Annotated in this window: 18 protein-coding genes and 1 pseudogene; 8 read left to right on the forward strand and 11 right to left on the reverse strand. The window is 69.1% G+C overall.

Features of this window, described 5'->3' with window-relative positions:
• Genes ACFWYW_RS06715 through ACFWYW_RS06730 form a run of 4 tightly spaced genes read right to left on the reverse strand, consistent with a single transcriptional unit; the run spans position 1 to position 5,361 of the window.
• The gene (locus ACFWYW_RS06715; protein ID WP_379640924.1) at positions 1-3,123 is read right to left on the reverse strand and encodes a helicase HerA domain-containing protein; all 3,123 of its coding nucleotides are present in this window, start codon (positions 3,121-3,123) and stop codon (positions 1-3) included.
• Positions 3,120-3,752: a hypothetical protein gene (locus tag ACFWYW_RS06720; protein ID WP_379621447.1), complete on the reverse strand. Its 633-nt coding sequence runs from the start codon at positions 3,750-3,752 to the stop codon at positions 3,120-3,122. Before ACFWYW_RS06720 ends, ACFWYW_RS06715 begins: the two co-directional genes overlap by 4 nt.
• Positions 3,753-3,754: 2 nt before the next feature.
• The gene (locus tag ACFWYW_RS06725; protein WP_379621449.1) at positions 3,755-4,855 is read right to left on the reverse strand and encodes a hypothetical protein; all 1,101 of its coding nucleotides are present in this window, start codon (positions 4,853-4,855) and stop codon (positions 3,755-3,757) included.
• Entirely contained in the window at positions 4,852-5,361 is a 510-nt protein-coding gene (locus ACFWYW_RS06730; protein WP_379621451.1) for a DUF4365 domain-containing protein, read from the reverse strand. The genes ACFWYW_RS06725 and ACFWYW_RS06730 overlap by 4 nt, the downstream gene beginning before the upstream one ends.
• 167 nt (positions 5,362-5,528) lie before the next feature.
• On the opposite strand from ACFWYW_RS06730, the gene ACFWYW_RS06735 reads away from it, so the two are divergent.
• From ACFWYW_RS06735 to ACFWYW_RS06745, 3 genes are all read left to right on the forward strand, one after another.
• Complete coding sequence (locus ACFWYW_RS06735) at positions 5,529-6,977, forward strand: ATP-binding protein (RefSeq protein WP_379621453.1); 1,449 nt, start codon at positions 5,529-5,531, stop codon at positions 6,975-6,977.
• A 75-nt stretch (positions 6,978-7,052) separates the two neighbouring features.
• Positions 7,053-8,276, forward strand: coding sequence for a hypothetical protein (locus tag ACFWYW_RS06740; protein ID WP_379621455.1), 1,224 nt, complete (start codon positions 7,053-7,055; stop codon positions 8,274-8,276).
• Positions 8,277-8,447: 171 nt separating this feature from the next.
• A complete protein-coding gene (locus ACFWYW_RS06745) occupies positions 8,448-10,046 on the forward strand; it encodes a phospholipase D-like domain-containing protein (protein ID WP_379621457.1) in 1,599 nt (532 codons plus the stop codon).
• A gap of 3 nt (positions 10,047-10,049) precedes the next feature.
• On the opposite strand, the pseudogene ACFWYW_RS06750 reads toward ACFWYW_RS06745, so the two are convergent.
• Together ACFWYW_RS06750 and ACFWYW_RS06755 are read right to left on the reverse strand one after the other, a co-directional pair.
• Positions 10,050-10,322 (reverse strand): annotated as a pseudogene (locus tag ACFWYW_RS06750) (ABC transporter permease); the annotation flags it as partial.
• Positions 10,323-10,340: 18 nt separating this feature from the next.
• Positions 10,341-10,736, reverse strand: coding sequence for a hypothetical protein (locus tag ACFWYW_RS06755; RefSeq protein WP_379621459.1), 396 nt, complete (start codon positions 10,734-10,736; stop codon positions 10,341-10,343).
• Between the two features lie 385 nt (positions 10,737-11,121).
• On the opposite strand from ACFWYW_RS06755, the gene ACFWYW_RS06760 reads away from it, so the two are divergent.
• A complete protein-coding gene (locus ACFWYW_RS06760; protein ID WP_379621461.1) occupies positions 11,122-11,433 on the forward strand; it encodes a hypothetical protein in 312 nt (103 codons plus the stop codon).
• A gap of 692 nt (positions 11,434-12,125) precedes the next feature.
• Here the strand turns inward: ACFWYW_RS06760 and ACFWYW_RS06765 are convergent.
• A complete protein-coding gene (locus tag ACFWYW_RS06765; RefSeq protein WP_379621463.1) occupies positions 12,126-12,818 on the reverse strand; it encodes a L,D-transpeptidase family protein in 693 nt (230 codons plus the stop codon).
• A 244-nt stretch (positions 12,819-13,062) separates the two neighbouring features.
• On the opposite strand from ACFWYW_RS06765, the gene ACFWYW_RS06770 reads away from it, so the two are divergent.
• The 3 genes from ACFWYW_RS06770 (at position 13,063) to ACFWYW_RS06780 (ending at position 15,357) form a co-directional block, all read left to right on the forward strand.
• Positions 13,063-13,539: a YbaK/EbsC family protein gene (locus tag ACFWYW_RS06770; RefSeq protein ID WP_379621465.1), complete on the forward strand. Its 477-nt coding sequence runs from the start codon at positions 13,063-13,065 to the stop codon at positions 13,537-13,539.
• A gap of 10 nt (positions 13,540-13,549) precedes the next feature.
• Positions 13,550-14,155: a GNAT family N-acetyltransferase gene (locus ACFWYW_RS06775; RefSeq protein WP_379621467.1), complete on the forward strand. Its 606-nt coding sequence runs from the start codon at positions 13,550-13,552 to the stop codon at positions 14,153-14,155.
• An 86-nt stretch (positions 14,156-14,241) separates the two neighbouring features.
• Entirely contained in the window at positions 14,242-15,357 is a 1,116-nt protein-coding gene (locus tag ACFWYW_RS06780) for an aminotransferase class I/II-fold pyridoxal phosphate-dependent enzyme (RefSeq protein WP_379621469.1), read from the forward strand.
• A 21-nt stretch (positions 15,358-15,378) separates the two neighbouring features.
• Here ACFWYW_RS06780 and metF read toward each other — a convergent pair whose 3' ends face one another.
• Positions 15,379-16,299 carry a methylenetetrahydrofolate reductase [NAD(P)H] gene (gene metF / locus ACFWYW_RS06785; RefSeq protein ID WP_379621471.1) on the reverse strand — a complete coding sequence of 307 codons (921 nt, stop codon included), beginning with the start codon at positions 16,297-16,299 and terminating at the stop codon, positions 15,379-15,381.
• A gap of 70 nt (positions 16,300-16,369) precedes the next feature.
• Here metF and ACFWYW_RS06790 point away from each other — a divergent pair, with 70 nt between their 5' ends.
• The gene (locus ACFWYW_RS06790) at positions 16,370-17,422 is read left to right on the forward strand and encodes a polyprenyl synthetase family protein (protein ID WP_379621472.1); all 1,053 of its coding nucleotides are present in this window, start codon (positions 16,370-16,372) and stop codon (positions 17,420-17,422) included.
• 59 nt (positions 17,423-17,481) lie between these two features.
• On the opposite strand, the gene thiE is transcribed toward ACFWYW_RS06790, so the two are convergent.
• From thiE to ACFWYW_RS06805, 3 genes are read right to left on the reverse strand one after another with little or no spacing between them, the layout of a single operon-like run.
• A complete protein-coding gene (gene thiE / locus ACFWYW_RS06795; protein ID WP_379621474.1) occupies positions 17,482-18,117 on the reverse strand; it encodes a thiamine phosphate synthase in 636 nt (211 codons plus the stop codon).
• Positions 18,095-18,469: an Rv2175c family DNA-binding protein gene (locus ACFWYW_RS06800; RefSeq protein ID WP_379621476.1), complete on the reverse strand. Its 375-nt coding sequence runs from the start codon at positions 18,467-18,469 to the stop codon at positions 18,095-18,097. Before ACFWYW_RS06800 ends, thiE begins: the two co-directional genes overlap by 23 nt.
• A gap of 30 nt (positions 18,470-18,499) precedes the next feature.
• On the reverse strand, positions 18,500-19,654 hold the full coding sequence (locus tag ACFWYW_RS06805) for an NAD(P)/FAD-dependent oxidoreductase (protein ID WP_379621478.1): 1,155 nt from the start codon (positions 19,652-19,654) through the stop codon (positions 18,500-18,502).
• Positions 19,655-19,665 lie beyond the last annotated feature (11 nt).

The following is a 19,665-nucleotide window of genomic DNA, read 5'->3' on the forward strand; positions in this document are numbered from 1 at the left end:
TCAGCCGGCCGCGCGCTGCATGATCTCCCGCTCGGTGAGTGGATCGGCCGGGTGATGGCTCAGGCAGTGCGGTGCACGGATCAGAGCTTCAGGGATGCCTGTACTCGCCGCGTAGAACTGTCCGGCCTCCAGGCGCCCGACCCGGTCGGCTCGGCCGCCGCGAGCCTGTGCCAGCGACCTGACCACCGCGATCTGCGTGGGACTGTTCATCCTGCCGATGAACTGGGTGGTGGCGTTGCCCGCGATCTGGTTGTGCAGGCCACGCGGCATCTGGGTGGCGAAGACGAGGCCGAGGCCGTACTTTCTCGCCTGTGACGCCAAGGTCAGGGTGCTGGCCAGCGCCTCGGTCTTGGATCCGGCGGGCACGAGGGACTGCGCCTCGTCCATGACGTAGAGACCGATCAGGGGACGGCCGCGGGCGGGATTCCGCTTGATCCAGGTGAACAGGGAGTTCTGGAGCCCGCTGACGAATCCCGGCCTCGCGTCGTCGCTGAGACCGATGAAGCTGATGACCGAGACACGCGCCCGCTTGCCCGTCGACGGCGTGAGCAAGCGCGCGGGATCCACGGCCTCACCCCCGCCCGCGAACAGCGGATCGTTGATCATCGCCGCGGTCAGGAGCTGTCCCAGTTCGGCGGCGATCTGATCCGCTTTGTCGATCTGGCTGGCCTCGAACGGCAGCGAGGCGAGCATGCCGAGGAAGGCGGTGAAGTCGGCACCGCCGGAACGCGCGAAATGCTCGAGTGCCTGGCGGAGCACCGCCTTCGCCTTGCGTGCCTTGGCGCTCGCCCCCTCGGCGTTCGCCCGGGGAGCGAGCGTCTCCACGGCCAGGCCGAGCGCCGAGTTCAGCTCGTCGCGGTCGTCGAGGACGGCAGCGAAGTCCGGCAGCGGCTGAAAGCTCAGCGGACGACCCTGTGAACGGCCAGGCGTCCACACCACGATCTCTGCCTCGGTGAAGTAGCGGGCGGCCTTGGCCGCGTCGTTCTCACTCCATCCCGGCGGTGTGGCAGGCCAGGGCTCACCGAGCCTGGCGAGGTCGTTGTTCGGATCAAGCACGATGGACGACACGCCGTGCAGCGCGCATTCCTCCACGAGCCTGCGCAGGAACACGGTCTTGCCGGATCCGGATCCGGCGAAGACCGCCGTGTGGCGCGTCAGGGTGCTGAGCTGCACCACGAGATCGGTGCCGGTGTCCAGCCGCCTGCCGACGGTGATTCCGGCGGCGGCCGTGGGCAGTGCCGTTGCTTCCGGCTCTGGTTCCTCGGGCAGTTCCTGGACCGCTGCTTCGAGGAGGCCGCCCAGGAGTTCGGTACCGCTCGCCGGGCGCCGGGCACGCAACCACGCGTCGAACGCCGGATCTCGATCACCCTCCATCTGCCTCAGGGCGTCGAAGACCCGTAGGTCGTCAGCGCGCAAGGGCAGTGACCGCCCGCCGCACTCCTCGAGCCGCGCCAGCCGCGCCCTGGTGGTCGGGCCGTCCGACCAGGCCTGGTTGCGCAGGACGACGAAACACCGATCGGGGGTCTCCGGGCTGAGCCCGGATGCCTCGATGCCATCGGTGAGCCGTTTGAGCGCGGCGATGTGGTGCCGTGCGCCGATCACCCGGAACGTCCAGTGCCGCTGCTCCTCCGACTCCGGGTCCAGCGCCTGACGCAATCGCGCGTGCAGGTTCGGTCTACGACCGGGCAGAGGATCGACGGAGAAGACGCGGCCTGCCTCGCCCTGCTCCGTGATCCAGGCATTAAGGCCGGCGCCCAGCAGCGGAGGCGCGAGTTCGTCCTCATGCTCGGGATCGAACGCGTCCGACACGTCAGCCGTGGCACGCAGTTCGGCGAACCGGGTGTCGAGTCGTGCGAGGTGGCTCTCGGGGACGACAGGTTCGGCGTCTGCGGGGAGTGGGCTTGTATGACCCGGTTCGTCCTGGTCGAAACGCTCCAACAGGCCGACCGCGCCTTCAGCCCGGCATGCCTCGACATGCTCGCTGATACGGCGCAGCAGCGTTCTGGGCGTGTTGCCGGGCGCGGTGTCGAACGCCGACGGAACGATCGGCCAGAGCGGGTGAGGCGGTGTGAACCCGGACTTCGCGAAGGCCTCGGCCAGCCGGCGTTCGACCAGGCTCGTGGCAATCTCCGGGCTGGCGATCGTGGTGAGGATCAGCGAGGTGCGGAACCTGTCCTGCGCCGTTCCGATGGCCCGGTCTTTGATCAAGGTCCACGACGACGGGAGGCAGGCCACCAAGCAAAGCGTTCGCTGAGTGGCGTGCCGCAGCGCCATGAGACCGCCCGCGATCTGGTCGATCACGTCCTTGCGCGGCTCCCCGCCCGGCGACGTGGTCGCGATCTCCGCCCCCTCGCTCGTTCGCGAGTGCTCGAGGAGGGCGTCGATCTGATCGACCGCGATGACGGTAGGGCCGGTGAGGGCGAGGATCATCGACAGTTCGATGGCGATGTCGTGCGGGCTCTTGACCTGCCTGCTCATCCCCCATGCTTGGCGATCTCCTTCTTCCGCCTCCGCGGCGGACATCAGATGATCGTGGCCGACGTCCAGAGCCTGGCCTGACGCGACCGCGTAGAGCGCCATCGCGCGGATCGTGTCCCGGCACCGCAGCAACCGGCGTTCCTTGGCGACCAGGCCATCCACGAGCACGTCGAGGTCTGCGCGCGTCAGAGGCGCTTCACCGTCGAGCGCAGTCCGCATCCGCATGTCGGCCCCGGCGAGGGTGGACAGGGCACGGAGCGCCACCATCGCCTGTACCGGAGCTCCCAGGCCGCCTGCGGAGCGGCCTAGGTCCTCGACCATCGCCCTTGTCGTCTGGCGCCAGAAGTCCTCTCCCGCGCTGAAGTCGACCAGGAAGAAGTAGCCGCCCGCCTGCGCGATCCGGCCCCGGACCCAACCGAGGAGGTGGGTCTTGCCGGCGCCGCCCTCTCCTTGGATCACCACGCCGAGCGGGCTCGTCCCCGAGGAGATCGACGCGTCGTCGATACCGTCGAGGATCAGGCGCTCCGCTCGCGGATGCATGCCGTCGACGTGGAACGGCGGCGGGTTCCAGGCGTGCTCGGCCGTGGCCGCCCAGTCGAGGACGCTGGAAACAGCGTGCAGCGCCCGCATCTCGGCTTCGCTCATGGCGCCTCGATCGCCAGCAGGTGCTTGCTCACGCCACCCACGAGGACGGCCGCTTCCCTGTCCTCGTCGCCGAGGGTCTTCTGATCGGCTTCCGGGACCAGATGGACACCCGGGAGGCGTTCCAGCTCGCGCAACGCCGCGTCGACGTTGTCACGAGGCGCGTCACCGAGGAGCGGCCGCAGCCGGCTGAGCAACACCCAGTCCTGTGGCTCGCGGGCAAGCTGCCAGTACGCGCTCCGGATCGCCCCGCCCAGGTCGTCCGCGGACGAAGCGTCCGGCCTGGCCGTGACGACGAACTCCGCGAGGCTCAGGTCCGTCGCGTCCAGGTACCCCTTGATGGTGGCGAGAACGCCGTAGAGCGTACGACCCAGCGGACCGCCGCGTGCCGGGGCTGAGCCGGCCAGCTCCGCGACACACCACGCCCACCCGTCTTCGGTGAGTGTGTGATGGTAAGCCCTGCCCAGCTTCTCGCTCTCCACCAGCTCGAGCTTGTTCAGGCGGCGCCGGGATTCGCCGTCGAGCGCGTTTCCGACGTGGTCCCGCAGTTCGGGGTTGGACGCCGACCCACCCAGCGTCATCAGGCCAAGAAGCAGGGCACGCTCCTGGGCTCGGGAAACGGCGTTCTCCATGATCAGCTCTCCTCGAATGGGGTGTTGGCCAGTTGGGTGAAGCTGGTCGCCTTCAGTTCGAGACGGCCATTGACCTCCATGAGCGTGCCGTGAGCACGCACGGTTGTTCTGTTCCTGTGGGCCTCGACGGCCACGTCGTAGGCCGCCTCGTCGGGCAGGCGCACCCATATCGATCGGCGGGGATCACCGTGCTGGATCGTCACCTCGCCGTGGACGTGCACGCGGAACCGGTCCTGCCCTCCGTTGTCGAACAGCGTGCCGATGAGGCCGGTGACCGAGGCGGTGTCGCGACGCAGGCGTCTCAGCCGGTGCGCGACCCGGCGGAGCAATGTCCCGGTCTCGGCTTCGAAGACCACGGTGCGCGCGGGCACCTCCGAGGGCACCGCACGCGCCCATCGGAACCCGACCTCGAATCTGGTTCCGGGGTCGGTGCCCGCGAAGCGCGCGAGCGCGAGGCAGAGGTCCGCCGACACCCCGTCACGCACCAGATCGTCGAAGACGCTGATGTCGCCGTTCCTGCGCACGGTGGCCGCGGCCTCCTGCAGGAGCACCGCCGCGCGTTGGAGCAGGAACAAGGTACGGCGGGCCAGCAAGGGATCACCGGTCTCGTAGCCGTCCAGAGGGATGCGGACCGTGAGAAGATCGCCCGTCGGTACGATCGGCCCGACTCTGACCCGGGCCAGCAGGTCCCGGACCTCCTTGGGCGCCGCGCCCTCGAACACCGGCCGAGGACCCGTGAGTGCGGCCCGCGCCGCCGCGCTCAAGACCGATTGGGCGCCTGTGAGCGCCGTCACCGCGTCCAGCAGGGCGAATTGCCCGTCCAAGGGCACAACGGGAGCCCGGTACCACTGGACGTCGGCCATGGGTGCGGCGATGTCGGATGCGATTTCCTCGCGGGCGCGGCCTTCCACGCGAGCCAGCAGGTTGAGGATCTCCCTGATCCGCCGCGCCCCGTCGCCGAGGCCGTCCGCGCCCGGCAGCAGTATCTCGTGATCGCCTTCGTGCACCCAGACGGTTGCACCCCGCCACACCTGCACCTGGCGTGCCCAGCCGGCCGCGGCGAGATAGCTGCCGATGTCGGCGATCGAGAGGTCAGTGGTCACGCGGCCGGCCCGGCGGGTGCGCCGACGAGCTCGCGCAGGGCACGAACGGTGAGGACGTTGCCGAGTGGTACCCCGACGGCCGGGTACCGCTTCGTGCTCGCGGACGCGATGGGCTCGTCGCCCTCGAAGCCCCGGTAGTAGCAGAGCCTGCTCAGGGTCAGCCCCTCGGTTTCCACTCGCGCGTAACGATCGATGTCCGGAGGGACCACCACGATGAACAGATACCGGGGCACGAGGAACGGCCCGGCGACAAGCTTGTTGTACTGCACTTCGTTCAAGCCTCGAAAGTGCAGGTCCGGACCCTTGCACACAGGGGCTGACCAGGACTTGACCTGTACCTCGATCGCGGGCGACGCGATGTATCCGGTCCTTCCCGGATAGCGGAAGCCGAGATCGATCCCGTCATGGTCAAGGTCATCCTTGTAGACCAGGAGCCCAGCCGCAGAGGCGAGGGCCCGTACATAGTCTTCGGCGAACTTGCCCTGGTGGTTCCGTCGCTCGAGCACGGCGTCCCCTCACTTGTCGACCGGCCAATCCTGCGCACGCTCGACTATCTCCGAACAGTCGCCTCAGAGGGATGAGTTTCCCTCATTGGTGATGTAGCCGTCTTCCTGATCGAAGGATTAGGTAGACTTCATCTACGTAGATGTCATCTACATAAATGGAGGCCAGCTTGAGCGGCTTCATCGGCAGGACCGCGGAGCTGTCGTTGCTCACGAAGCGGCTCAGGCGGGTACGGCAGACGGGTGCGGGGGTCGCCGTGACCCTGCGCGGCCGTCGGCAGGTGGGCAAGTCCAGGCTGGTCCAGGAGTTCTGCGACCGTGCGGGCGTGCCCTATCTGTTCACCACCGCGACCAAGGGGGCCTCTCCCGTGGAGGCCGTCGGGGCCTTCCTCGCGGATCTGCGGGAATCGGAGCTTCCTGAGGATCCCGCTCTGATTCCAACCGCGGTCGGGGGGAACTGGCCTGATGCCTTCCGTGCGCTGACCACGGCTCTGCCGTCGCGGCCCTGCGTGGTCGTCCTGGATGAGGTGCCGTGGCTGTCGGAGCAGGACGGGCTGTTCGAGGGCGCTCTGCAGACGGCATGGGACCGCCTGCTCGCCACCCGGCCCGTGCTGCTGCTTCTCCTCGGCAGCGATCTCCACATGATGGAGCGGCTGACCGCCTACGACCGGCCGTTCTTCGGGCGTGCGGACAACCTGGTCCTCGGTCCGCTCCATCCCGGTGACATCGCCGACGCCCTCGGCCTCGACGCCGACCATGCGATCGACGCCCACCTGATCACCGGAGGCCTGCCCGGGATCATCAGGACCTGGCCTCGTGGTCTGCCCGCGCTGGAGTTTCTGCGCCAGGAGGCCGAGGATCCCGGCGCGGCAGTCTTCAGCGTCCCCGAAGCGGTGCTGATGGCCGGGTTTCCGAATCCAGACGTCTCTCGCAGAGTGCTGGAGGCCATCGGCGCCGGGGACCGTACCCACGCCAACATCGCCGCGACGGCGGGCAGCCGCGACGGGGCGCTGCCGTCCGGTACCTTGTCGCCGCTGCTGCGGAAGCTGACGGCGGAGAAGCGTGTGCTCGCCTTGGACGAGCCGCTGTCGGCCAGGCCGGGGAAACCGGGCCTGTACCGGGTCGCCGACAGCAATCTGCGGCTCTATCTCGGCGTGCTCCGCGCGGTCCAGGAGCAGGCTCGCCGGGGGCGCCCCGAGGCGGGGTTCCGCCTGGTCGAGCGGCGTTGGACCGCCTGGCGGGGCCGGGCCGTCGAACCTCTCGTCAGGCAGTCGCTCGAACTCGCCGCGCTGTCAGGGCGCCTGCCCTGGCCCGAGGTGGAGGCGGTGGGCGGCTGGTGGAATCGCCGGTTCGATCCCGAGGTCGACCTGGTCGGAGCCGACCGCGCGCCCGTCGCCGGTCGTGTTCTCTTCGCCGGGTCGATCAAATGGCTGGCGTCCCCTTTCGACTCCCACGACCTCGCCACGGTACGCCGGTCCGTCGTCCAGGTTCCCGGCTACGACCCGGCGGCCACCACGCTCGTCGTCGCCTCGCTCGCGGGGGCGGCGCCGGATGTCGATCCCCATTCCGTGGACCTCGTGTGGACGCCACGCGACATCATTGATTCCTGGCCCCCCTGAATAGGAACCGCATAGTAGTTTTCTGGCATGCCTAGATCACCAGCATTCCTCCGGCGTAAGCCCGTTGTGTTAGCCGTGGTCGCGGGAGTTGTCGCGCTCGGTTCGCCGCCCGCGTACGCTGCGGATTCACCGCCGAATGCCATCATCGTCTGGGACAGGAACGCCGAAACGGCGATCTGGGAAATCGCCCGGCAGCAGCCGCAGGTCCAGGCCCGTAGTTTCGCCATGGTGCACGGCGCCGTTTACGACGCGGTCAACGCGATCGCCGGCCGGCCGTACCAGCCCTATCTTCGCGCGCCCCGCGCCGACGGAAGTGAATCGACGCAGGCCGCCGTCGCGACCGCGGCTTTCCACGTTCTGCGCTCGCTTTTCCCGGCGCAGCGGGAAAGGCTGCGGACGCAGTACGACGAGTCGCTCGCCACGATTGCCGACAGCACTTCGAAGCGGCGCGGTATCGCCGTCGGCGGGCAGGCGGCCGCCGCGATGATCGCCGCGCGGGAGAACGACGGCGCGTTCGGCGACCAGACCTGGCCCGTCGGCACCGAGCCGGGCCAGTGGCGGCCGACCCCGCCCGTGCCGAGCACGGACGGCGCCTGGGTCGCCTACCTGAAGCCGTTCATGCTGGCGAGGGCGTCGATGTTCCGCACCGCCGGCCCGCCGGCCCTGACCGGCAGCCGGTACGCCCGCGACTTCAACGAGGTCAAGACCGTCGGCTCGGCCACCAGCACGGTCAGGACCCCGGACCAGACCCAGGCCGCCATCTGGTGGCACGACCGGCACCTGGCCGAATGGGAGATCAAGCGCCAGCTCGCCGTCAAGCAGCGCCTGACCCCGCTGCAGACGTCCCGCATGTTCGCGATGGTCGACCTCGCGGAGGCCGACGCCACGACCGCCTGTTACAACGAGAAGGCCGCCTGGAACTTCTGGCGTCCCATCACCGCCATCCGCCTGGCCGGCACCGACGGCAACCCGAGGACCGCCGAGGATCCGGACTGGACCCCGCTCCTGGTCACCCCGCCGCATCCCGACTACACCTCCGGCCACACCTGCTTCACCGGGGCGAGCATGTCGGCGCTCGCGCACTTCTTCGGCCGCGACGACATCTCCTTCAGCGGCTACAGCAACGACTCGGGCACGACCCGCCACTTCCGCAGCTTCTCCCAGGCTCTGGAGGAGGTCACCAATGCCCGCATCTGGGGTGGAATCCACACCCGCACCGCCGACGTCGAAGGCGCCAAGATCGGCAAGCAGGTAACCGCCTATATGGTCAAGCATTACTTCAAACCCAGGAATCACTGACGCCACCCGGCGGCGGAGCTTTTATCGGCCGAATGCGGACACGCGGCAGGCGTAACGGCCACGAGGCCCGGGCTGTGAGCAGGGCGGAGTGGCCGGCGCGCCCTGAACACCCAGAATGGGGGTCCGGCCATGGGCCTGGGCGGTCCGCGAATCCGGTGCGACGATGCGGACATGGAATATCTGAACGCGGTCGAAGCTGAATTGAAGTCCGTCTCGCCCGGCATGGAAGGGAAGCTGTGGAGCCGCACGCCGGGCAACAAATTCGACACGATTGGCGATGACGCCGCTTCCTGGATATTGCAGGTTCCCGACTGCTGGGGATGGACCGCCTCCAAAGGCATCCCGGCAGGCGCCGAAAAACCCGGCATCAAGAAGCTCCTGAACCGGCTGCGGCACAATCTCGCCCAGGCGAGCAGAACCGTGGACATCACCGGTTTCGGGCCGCCGGACATGATAGGTTCCCCCGCCGGGCCATTTCCGGACGGCAATTTCCTCGACGCCATGTTCGACGGAATCAAGGAAGCCGTCGGACGCCGTGACGAAGGCGATGACCGGTTGATCGTGCGGTTCATGACCGGTGTGGTGGGCGTGGACCGCACGGCCGATCCGTGGGTGTTCCGCGAGGCGCTGATCAAGCGGCTCGGCACGCTGGCCCGCGAGGTCGACCTGCGGGTCTGCTCGATGACGACGCGCGGTGTGTCCTCCTACAACCACACCAAGTTCGTGATCGTGGACGGCCGGTCCGTCATTCACGGCGGCATCAACTGGATGACGAACTACTACATCGAGGAAGGCCCGTTGTTCAGCCGGGGATTCGGCGACACGGCGCCGGTGACCGACCTCGACATCGCCCTGCGCGGCCCGGCGGCCCTGTCGGCCGGCAAGTTCCTGGACATGTTGTGGGAGTGGGCCCGCACCCACGCGGGCTGGGTCAAGTCAGGCTGGATCAAGAACCGCAAGCAGTATCCGGCCTGGATCGCCGTGGAAAAGCCCAGTCCACCGGCCGAGGGATGGTCGTTGTACGACGAGGCCGACGAAGAGCCCTATGTCCCGGGCGACCTTCAGGTGATCTCCGTCGGCAGCCTCGGATACGGCATCCTGGACCGCGACAAGGACTCCGGCTACGAACGGCCGTACGCCGAACGAGAAGAGCAGGCCGCGAGCTACCTGAACAACGAGACCAACCTCGACAGCGCTTTCATGACGGTCAATCCCGACGCGAACGCCATCCGGGCTCTGGTCGCCCACGCGAAAACCAGCATCATCCTGTCCCAGCAGGACATCAACGGATTCACCGGCCTGCCGTTGATGCACGCGCTGTTCGACGTCAGGCTGCTGGACGTTCTCGCCAAGAAGATGATGGACGGCGTCAAGGTCCGGATCGTCATCAGCAATCCCGGGAGCCCGGACTACTCCAACATCAGCAGCGTGGACGTGGCCTACAAATCGTTGTACCAGCGGGTCAGGCTCAAGACCACGTATGACGCGGAGGCGCATCGGGTGCTGAGACACGGCCTGCAGCTGGCGCCGTTGCGCGTGTCGAACGAGCAGACCTGGCCGGGCGGCTACAAATACCGGCTGCACAGCAAAGTGGTCTGCGTGGACGACACGGCGTTCTATGTCGGCTCCAGGAACGTGTATCCCGACACGACCCAGGATCACGGATTCATCGTCCAGGACGAGGCCGCGGCCGCCCAGCTCGTGGAGCATTTCCTCGACAAACAATGGCTCTATTCCAGAAACGCCGCGATCTGCGACTGGCAATGGTGACCTTCAGCTCCGCCGGCCGAGCGCGCGGCGTTCGGCGAGCACGAAAAGCTCGTTGAAGGCGAATCCGAGCAGCCCGAGCAGGGCGATGCCGGCCCACATCCCGGGCAGGTCGAAGCGGGCGTACGACTCGGTCAGGTGGAGGCCGATGCCGTCGCGGGTGCCCGGCAGCAGTTCGGCGAAGACGGTGACGATCAGCGCGAGCGACAGGGCGAGCCGGAGCCCGGCGAAGACCTTCGGCAGCGCGGCGGGCAGGACCACCCGGGTCAGAAGCTCCGCTTTCGAGAGCTTGAACGTTCACTGCATGAGGGACGTGACGTCCAGCGGCTTGGACAACCACCCGGCCTGGCTCATCCAGTCGGCGACGCGTTGCAGCCGGACGGGTTCGTCCTCAACCGGGAAGAACGGCAGCGTGACCCGCTCCGCCGTGGCCCGGTCGACCTGCGTGAACTCGGGCAGCACCGAGGTCACGGACGTGCGGTCGGCCATGAGCCGCCCGGCCGCCTGGACGGCCCGCCGGAAGGCGGCCGAGGCGGCGGGGTTCCTGGCGAACCAGTCCCGCGTGGTGACGTAGCCGGAGATCGGGAACTCGGCGGCCGGGCCGGAGGCGGGGTCGAGGATCTTGCGGGCGCCCAGCTTGGCCGTGGAGACGTAGTTGGCGAAGATGATGTCGGCTTCGCCGTTGAGAAGCATGGGAACGCCCTGCGGGCCCGCCTGGATGGGGACCGGGGCTACCTTGAGCCCTTCCTTTTCGAACAGGCCGTTTTTCAGGGCCACATAAAGGGCGGCGTTGTCGATGATGGGGAGGGTCTACTTTCAGCCCGGTCTTTTCCGGGGGGCCGCTCGGGTTGGGAGCGGCACCGGGATCGCCGCCGCACGCGGTTACGCCGAGTGCCACGGATAAGGCCAGGGCGGTGAACAGGGTGCGGCACGGGAATCTCATGCTGCTGGCTCCCTCTCGTATTCGATCGGCGTGCCGTTCTCTCGATTGTGCGGCATCCATGCGCGAAGATCAGATCTCCTGTCCATCGCCATAACGAATTCGCGGGCTCGGTGCGGTGGGGTACATGCTGGAGTCATGACCGATGATCAGATGGCTGCCGTCCGTGCCTTGATCAAGGCTCATGACCCCGAAGGGTTGCTGGGCATGGGGGCTCCTGACGACGAATACGACCCCGAAGTGCGTGATCTCGTCGCTCTCATCCGCGGCGGAGAAGAGATCACCTCCGACGCTGTCGGCACCATCTGGAACAGGTGGTTCAACAATGTCTCCGACTGGTGCGTCCGGGAACCGGAGCAGGTAAGTGAGGTCGCGGCCGCACTGGAGAGACTTCGCGGCCTACCAGCCGATTCCGCGGAACCTGGCTGTGGCGTGGCCCCGGGCGAATAGAGCAGTTGCGTATTCCCGCATCGACCGGCCAACGATAGGCACGAGCAGAATCACCGGCGCCATTCCGCTCCGGCCCCAGCGGATACGTTTCGCGTTGCGCCCGTCGGAGTGACGAGCGTGGGTTTTGTGCCCGGCGCACGTGGCGGCCACGGGTTTGGAATCTGCAGGAGAGAATGCGCTCATGACCCTCTTCGCCCTGCTTGGTGGCGCCGCAGTCGGCATCCCCGCCGGCATGGCCTCAGTCACACTCATCGAGCGGCTCTCGATCGCTGCCGTGAAGCGATCGCGTGCGCGGCGACAGTCGGCAGCACGTGACGGCGGGTTTCGGCAACAAGACCCGTAACGGCGGCGTGAGGCCCAGCATCACGCCGCCCCCGTACAAGGGGCGGCGTGTCCGCCAGCAGCACCGAGAGGTCGAGCCCATGACTGGCAGCGGTCCGTTTCGGAGACAAGAGCCGGATGTCAGGGGCATGATCACTTGTTTCGACTACAACGCCCGCCACGCGGCGATTCGCCTGAGACGGGGCCGGAGGTACTAGAAATCCCCGGCAATCTGATCCGCGGTCAGGGCTTTTCCCACGGTGCCCGGGGTCGCGTCCGGGGGGGGGCCGGGGGGAGCTGGGCTCCCCCGTGAGGCCAGCCCTCCCCCAGACGCGCGAAGCGCGCCCATGGGGAGGACCGTGCCTTTGGGGTCAGCGCTTGAAGGCGCCGCGTACGTGGACCGGGACGCCCTTGCCGAGCATGCCGGGCAACGTCTGTGCCACGTTCATCGGCAGACGTACGCAGCCGTGCGATGCCGGGGACAGCGGGACCGACAGCGCTCCGTGGAAGGCGATGCCGCCGTTGAAGAAGATCGGGTTGTACAGCTGGCCCAGGTAGCTCTTGTGCCAGCCGCTCCTGCGCCACGTGGTCCGGAAGTTGCCGGTCGGGGTGCGGGCCGAGCCGCAGAAGCGCTGGCTCTTGCCCTGCCACGTCGTCGTCTCGCAGTAGGGGATGCCGCTGCCGGACGAGATGTGGGTGATCAGCTTGGGCTCGCCCTTCACGTACATGACCATGATCTGGGTGCTGAGGTTCACCTCGGCCCTGGTCGGCTTGCCGTTCTTGACGAGGACCTTGGGGAGTTTCGGGGTCTCCAGAGCGTTCCAGGTCCTGCTGCTGATCGTGCTGGTCGGCCTGATGCCGTTGACCTTCTGGAAGGCCCAGATGGCGGTCAGTGTCGAGCCGCCGTAGCGGCCGTCGGCCTTGCCGGGGCGGTAGCCCAGCTCCGCCAGCCGCTTCTGGAGCAGGACGACCGTCTTGCCCTTGGCTCCGAGTTTCAGCTTCTTCTTCGGGGCGGCGAACGTGCTCGCGCCTCCAGCGCTCGCGGCCGTGCCGCTCGTGCTCACCGCCGCCTGTGTGCGCGTGTCTGTTGCCATCTGGCTTGCGGCCGGTACGGCCTCAGCCCCGGCCGTACCCACTCCCGTGAACGCGACGGCCCCCACCGTCACCAGAGCGGCAAAGCCGAGCGCCCCGCGCCGACGAGGTCCCCCCACGTACATCACCCCTCATATCACTAACAATCGAATCAAGGGACCCTACACCACCACCATGTCGAGGTAATCCACGGGTCAATCTGTTTAGAGTGTCGGCATGCCGGAGAAGTTGCCTGCCAACGCCGTCCATGTGGCCGATGTCCTGCGCGGACTCGGAGCGACGGGTGAGATCGTGATATTGCCGGAGATAGCACCGACGGCCGCCACCGCCGCGGCCCAGCTCGGCTGCGAGGTCGGCGCCATCGCCAACAGCCTCATCTTCGACGCCGACGGCGCCCCGCTGCTGGTGCTGACGAGCGGCGCCCACCGGGTCGACGTGGAGCTGATCGCGAGCCTCGTGGGAGTCCGGAAGGTACGCCGGGCCTCGCCCGAGTTCGTCAGGGAGGCGACCGGCCAGCCCATCGGCGGCGTCGCCCCGGTCGGCCATCCTGCCCCGGTCCGTACGCTGGTCGACACCTGGCTCGGCAAGCACGAGGTGGTGTGGGCGGCCGGTGGCCATCCGCACACGGTCTTCCCCACCTCGTTCGACGAACTGGTCCGGATGACCGGCGGCACCCCCGCGGACGTGGAGTAGCGTGCACCGGGTGATCGAGTTTCGCGGCGCGGGACCGGCGGAGTTCGTCGAGCGGCTGGACACCGTGATCGACGTCTACACGGCCGCTATGCGCCCGCCGGTGGAGCAGGTCACCGGTCGCAAGGGCATCATGCACAACCACAGCACGTACCCGCTGTTCCAGTGCTATTTCGCCGAGCTCCGGCAGGTGCCCGCGGTCCGCGCGGGCGCCGTGGACCTCGGTCCGGCCGGTGCGGCGGCGGACGAGCACCAGGTGGTCGGCTTCGCCTACGGTTTCCACGGCGCGATCGGCCAGTGGTGGCACGACGTGGTCACCCGGGCGCTGGCCGAGAAGTCGGGCGGCGAGGCCGCCGACGCCTGGCTCGGCGACGCGTTCGAGCTGGCCGAGATCCACGTGCACCCGGACTTCCAGGGCAAGGGCATCGGCCGGGCGATGATCAACACGTTGTGCGCGGGCAGGAAGGAGCGTTCCGGCGTGCTGTCCACGCACGACCGCCCGACGGCCGCCCGCCACCTGTACGCGGCACTCGGCTTCACCGACCTGCTGACGCACTTCGTCTTCCCCGGCGGCTACGAGGAGTACGCGATCGTCGGCCGGCCCCTCCCCCTTTCTTGACCCTCGGCCGTGTTTGACCGCCGGCACTCCGGGCATCCATTCGATCACATAACGTAACCGTTGATTGACTCCCTGAAGGGGTTGCCATGCCCAGCGCCCCGGACCGCCTCGACGAGCGGCTCAACGCCTTCCACCTGGCGCGGATCTCGGGCACCTGGGCCGGGCCGCTCGTGCTCGCCAGCCGGCCGCCGGACCCCGACGCGATCATCCTGACCGGCAGCGACTGCCTGGCGATCGCCCGGCATCCGCGCATCGTCTCGGCCATGGCGCGGGCGATGGAGGCGGCGGCCGTACCGGAGAAGCAGGATCGTCTGGAGGCGGAGTTCGCGGCCTTCCTCGGCGCGTCCGCGGCGGTGCTGTGCCCGTCGGGGTGGGCGGCGAACACCGGGCTGATCCAGCTGATCGCCGACCCGCACCTGCCCGTCTACCTGGACGAGCGCGCGCATCGCTCGCTGCGGGAGGGCGCGCACGCGGCCCGCGCGCCGGTGGTGTGGTTCCGCCACAACGATCCCGACCACCTGCGCGGCCGCCTGCGCAGGAACGGCTCGGGGGTGATCGCCGTGGACGCGGTCTACGGCGTCGACGGCGCGGTCTGCCCGCTGGCGGAGATGGCCGCGACGGCGCGGGAGTACGAGAGCCTGCTGGTGGTGGACGAGTCGCACGCGCTCGGCACGCACGGGCCGCACGGCGAGGGGCTGGCCGCGCGGGTGGGCGCCGACTTCAGGACGGCCAGCCTGGCCAAGGCGATCCCGGGGCGGGCGGGACTGATCGTCTGCGACCGCCCGGAGTTCGTGCCGTACTTCCGGGCCGAGGCCTTTCCCGCGGTGTTCAGCTCGCCGCTGCAACCGCACGACATCGCGGGCCTGGCCGCGGCGCTGGCGCTGGTGCGCGAGGAGGACTGGCGGCGTACCCGGCTGCGCGAGATCACCCGCCGCCTGCGCCAGGAGATCACCACGCTCGGCTATGCCCCGGAGCCCGGCCACGCCCACATCCTCGCGCTGGGCGCGCGCAGCAGGACCGACGTCCTGCTCGCCCGCGACCTGCTGGAACAGCGCGGCGTCTACGGCTCGGTCTGCTTCCCGCCGTCCGGCTCGCACGAGCGCGGCCTGGTGCGCCTGGCCCTGCACGCGGCCCTGTCCGACCAGGACGTGGACCGCGTGGTGGGCGCCTGCCGCGACATCCGCACGCTGTGCGGATTCTGAGCGGGTACGGCGGGCCTCAGCTCAGACCGCCACCGCCGAGTGGTTGAGCCGCGCGAAGACCTCCGCGGAGGCGCTGGAGCGGTTGAACGTGATGAAGTGGATGCCCGGCGCGCCCTCGTCGAGCAGCCGCTGGCACAGCTCGGCGCCGTGGTCGATGCCCAGCCGCCGCACCGCCGCCGGATCGTCGGCCACGGCCTCGAAGCGCGCGGCCACGTCCGGCGGGAACGGCGCCCCGGACAACTGCTCGGAACGGGCGATCGTGCTCATCTGGGTGACGGGCATGATGCACGGGATGATCGGGGTGGCGCAGCCCTTGGCCGCCACCCGGTCGCGCAGCCGCAGGTAGTCCTCGGCCTGGAAGAACATCTGGGTGATCGCGTAGTCGGCCCCCGCGCGGCACTTCTGTACGAAGTAGTCGGTGTCCGATTCGATCGACGGCGAGCGGGGGTGCTTGTAGGGGAAGGCGGCCACGCCCACGCAGAAGTCGCCGGCCTGGCGGATCAGCCGGACCAGTTCCTCGGCGTAGAGGACGCCTTCCGGGTGCTGGACCCACTCGGCGCCCGGGTCGCCGGGAGGGTCGCCGCGCACGGCCAGGATGTTGCGTACGCCGGCGTCGGCGAAGCGGCCCACCAGGTGACGAAGTTCACGGATGGAGTGGTTGACGGCGGTGAAGTGCGCCACCGGGGTGAGCGTGGTCTCGTGGGCGACGCGTTCGACGATGTCGACGGTGCGGTCGCGGGTGGTGCCGCCCGCGCCGTACGTCACAGAGACGAAGGTGGGGCGGAGCGACTCCAGCTCGCGGATGGCTCGCCACAGCTGCCGCTCGCCTTCGTCGGTCTTCGGCGGGAAGAACTCGAAGGAGAACGACCGTCCACCGGAGGCGAGCAGCTCGCGCACGGTGGGAACACGATCGGGCAGGATGGAGGGTCGACCAAGCGCCATGCACCAAGGTTACCGCCCGCGGATCGAGCGGAGATCGTAGCCTGGTCCACCGCCCGTTAGTCTCATGAGCATGACCACTGACGCCCTGCGCCAGCAGGTGGACCGTTCGCTCAGGCAGTTCGTCGGGCGGCAGGAGCCTGCCCTCGGCGATCCCGACCTGGAGCCGCTGCTGGCGGCGGCGAACGACCTGCTGTCGGGTGGCAAGCGGCTGCGCCCGGCGTTCTGCTACTGGGGCTGGCGCGGCGCGGGCGGCGAGGACGGGCCCGGCATCTTCGCCGCGGCGGCCTCGCTGGAGCTGCTGCAGGCCAGCGCTCTTGTACACGACGACGTCATGGACAAGAGCGATCTGCGCCGCGGCATGCCGTCCGCGCACCGCCGTTTCCAGGCGCTGCACGAAAAGGCCGGCTGGCACGGCGCGGCCGAGCAGTTCGGCGAGGGCGCCGCGATCCTGCTGGGCAACCTGCTGCTCATCTGGTCGGGCGAGATGTGGCGCACCAGCGCGCTGCCGCCGGAGTCGCTGGCGGCCGCGCAGCCGTTGCACGACCACATGCGCACCGAGCTGATGTGCGGCCAGTATCTTGACCTGCTGGAGCAGGCCCACGGCGAGAACTCCTTCGACTCGGCGCTGCGCGTGGCGCTGTACAAGAGCGGCAAGTACTCGGTGGAGCAGCCGCTGCGGCTCGGGCTCGTGCTCGCGGCCCGCAGCGCGGAGCCGTGGATCGACGAGCTCTGCGTGGAGTACGGCCGGCGCGTCGGCATCGCCTTCCAGCTACGCGACGACATCCTGGGCGTGTTCGGCGACCCGGCGCAGACGGGCAAGCCGGCCGGGGACGACCTGCGCGAGGGCAAGCGGACGATGCTGGTGGCCAAGACGCTGGCGGCCGCCTCCTCCGACGACGCCCAGATCGTGCGCCGCCTGCTGGGCGATCCGGCGCTCGACGAGCAGGGGGTGGCGACGCTGCGCGGCATCATCGCCGACACCGGGGCGCTGCAGGAGTGCGAGGACCTGATCGCGTCCTACCTGGACGAGGCGCTCGCGGCGCTGGCCAGGGCGCCGATCACGGAGGAGGCGCGGGCGGCGCTGGACGGCCTGGCCGTCGCCGCCACGTCCCGCAAGTCCTGACCCGGCCGAGCGGCGGGGCCGCACGTCTGACCGACGCACGGCCCCGGACGCCTACCGCATCAGGAGGACAGGCGCTTGGCGAACTCGGCCGCCGCGGCGCCGGGGTCGGCCGCCTCGGTGATGGCACGGACGACCACGGCGCGGCGCACTCCGTAGGAGAGCACCTCGTCGAGGTTGTCCAGGTCGATGCCGCCGATGCCGAACCACGGCCGGTCCGTGCCGAGCGCCGCCGCGTGCCTCAGCAGCGCGGGTCCGGGCGCGTGGCGTCCGGGCTTGGTCGGCGTCGGCCAGATCGGGCCGCAGCAGTAGTAGTCGACGCCCGGCTCCACCGCGGCGGCGGAAGCCTCCGCGGCGGAGTGGGTGGACCGTCCGATGACGATGTCGTCGCCGAGGATCTCTCGTGCGACCGTCACTGGAAGGTCGTCCTGCCCCAGGTGGAGCACGTCTGGGCGGGCCGCGTAGGCGATGTCGGCCCGGTCGTTGACGGCGAGCAGTTTGCCGTGCCGGTCGCAGGCGTCGCGGAAGACCTCGAGCAGCGCGAGCTCTTCGCGCGCCTCGAGTCCCTTCTCCCGCAACTGGACGATGTCCACGCCGTTGGCCAGCACGGCGTCGAGGAAGTCGGCCAGGTCGCCGCGTCCTCGCCGCCCGTCGGTGCAGAGGTAGAGGCGGGCCTCAGAAACCGAGGGCCTGGGCACGCCGCTTGACCTCTGTGTGCCGACCGGCCTTGATCGCGTCAACGGGCGATCCTGGCAGTGAGTCATCTGGGGTGAAGAGCCAGCGCAGGGCTTCGGCTTCGTCGTAGCCGGCGTCCTGCAGCACGGTGAGCGTGCCTGGCAGGCCCTTCATCACTTCCTTTCCGTCGAGGAAGACCGCGGGCACTTGGGGCCCGCCGCTGCCTCGCCGTACGCCGAGGAGCTTGTGGTCTTTGAGGAGTTGCTTGGCCCGCCCGATCGTGAGATCCAGGCGCGCGGCCACTTCGGGGAGAGTGAGCCACTCGCTGACGAGCTGGTCGGTCTCCCGGTCGATCTGTGCAACAGAAAGCGTCACGAAACCACAACTACCACATGGAGTGCTTGCTCAAACAACACAATCTCGTAGGGTCACATCCGGATCTACCAGGCGTTCCACATCAAGACGGGCGCCAGCCTCGATGAGACGGCGGCCCTGGACGAGGTCGCGGGGCCGGTCGGCGGCCAGCACGGCGGTGATCCGATCTTCCGCGGTCAGCCACACCGCCGACCACTTCTCCCCCTCGCGGTACACGACCCGGCCGCCCGCGGGGTGATATCCGGCGTATTGCAGCATGTGACCGAACTGCTCCGACCAGAAGTACGGCACCGGGTCGTAGACCGCCTTCTCGCCCAGCAGCGTGGCGGCGGCCACGTCGGGAGAGTTGAGCGCGGTGTCCCAGTGTTCGACGCGCATCCGGGTCTGGAACCGGCGCGACCACCAGCTGGCGCAGTCGCCGACGGCCACCACGCCGGGCAGGGAGGTACGCAGGTGCTCGTCGGTGACGACGCCGTTGTGCAGGTCGATGTCGGCGTCGGCGAGCCATTCGAGCACCGGGCGGGCGCCGATGCCGGAGACCACGACGTGCGCGGGCACGAACTCGCCGCCGACCAGCTCCACGCCGCCTTCGACGACCTCGCTGACCATCGTGTCGAGCCGCAGGTCGACGCCCTCGTACCAGGGCAGCGTGCGCGCGCCCATCTCGCCGATCGCGTGCGACAGCGGCGTGCCGGCCGCCTCGATCACGGTGACCACGCAGCCCGCCTTGCGCGCCGCGGTCGCCACCTCGGCGCCGATCCAGCCCGCGCCCACCACGGCCACCCGCGCGCCGGGCACCAGGGCGGCCCGCAGCACGTGGGCGTCGTCGAGCGTACGCAGCACCAGCTGGGGGCCCTCGCCCGGCAGCCGGATCGGCTCGGAACCCGTCGCGATCACCAGGCCGTCGTAGGGCAGCTCGCCCTCGGTGGTCTCCACCACGCCCTCACGCAGGCTCTTCGCGGCCACGCCCGGCCGGAAGTCGGTTCGCAGGGCGGCCAGGTCGGTGTCGACGAAGCTGTCGTCGCTCGTGCCCAGCAGCACCGCCTTCGACAGGGGTGGACGGTCGTAGGGCCGGTGCCGCTCCTCGCCGAGGAGAGTGATCCTTCCTTCGAACCCGCGCCCGCGCAGCGATTCGACGCTGCGTACTCCGGCCAGGCCGGCTCCCACCACCACCACGTGATCCACGGTTCCGACCA

This window comes from Nonomuraea sp. NPDC059023 (assembly GCF_042740095.1).
Taxonomy (GTDB): Bacteria; Actinomycetota; Actinomycetes; order Streptosporangiales; family Streptosporangiaceae; genus Nonomuraea.

What these genes read in the sequence shown, in the direction of transcription:
- ACFWYW_RS06760 (WP_379621461.1), top strand. Translation starts at nt 11,122, where the DNA reads ATGACCGATGATCAGATGGCTGCCGTCCGTGCCTTGATCAAGGCTCAT.
- ACFWYW_RS06780 (WP_379621469.1), top strand. Translation starts at nt 14,242, where the DNA reads ATGCCCAGCGCCCCGGACCGCCTCGACGAGCGGCTCAACGCCTTCCAC.
- ACFWYW_RS06770 (WP_379621465.1), top strand. Translation starts at nt 13,063, where the DNA reads ATGCCGGAGAAGTTGCCTGCCAACGCCGTCCATGTGGCCGATGTCCTG.
- ACFWYW_RS06790 (WP_379621472.1), top strand. Translation starts at nt 16,370, where the DNA reads ATGACCACTGACGCCCTGCGCCAGCAGGTGGACCGTTCGCTCAGGCAG.
- metF (WP_379621471.1), bottom strand. Translation starts at nt 16,299, where the DNA reads ATGGCGCTTGGTCGACCCTCCATCCTGCCCGATCGTGTTCCCACCGTG.
- ACFWYW_RS06745 (WP_379621457.1), top strand. Translation starts at nt 8,448, where the DNA reads ATGGAATATCTGAACGCGGTCGAAGCTGAATTGAAGTCCGTCTCGCCC.
- ACFWYW_RS06715 (WP_379640924.1), bottom strand. Translation starts at nt 3,123, where the DNA reads ATGAGCGAAGCCGAGATGCGGGCGCTGCACGCTGTTTCCAGCGTCCTC.
- ACFWYW_RS06755 (WP_379621459.1), bottom strand. Translation starts at nt 10,736, where the DNA reads ATGCTTCTCAACGGCGAAGCCGACATCATCTTCGCCAACTACGTCTCC.
- ACFWYW_RS06720 (WP_379621447.1), bottom strand. Translation starts at nt 3,752, where the DNA reads ATGGAGAACGCCGTTTCCCGAGCCCAGGAGCGTGCCCTGCTTCTTGGC.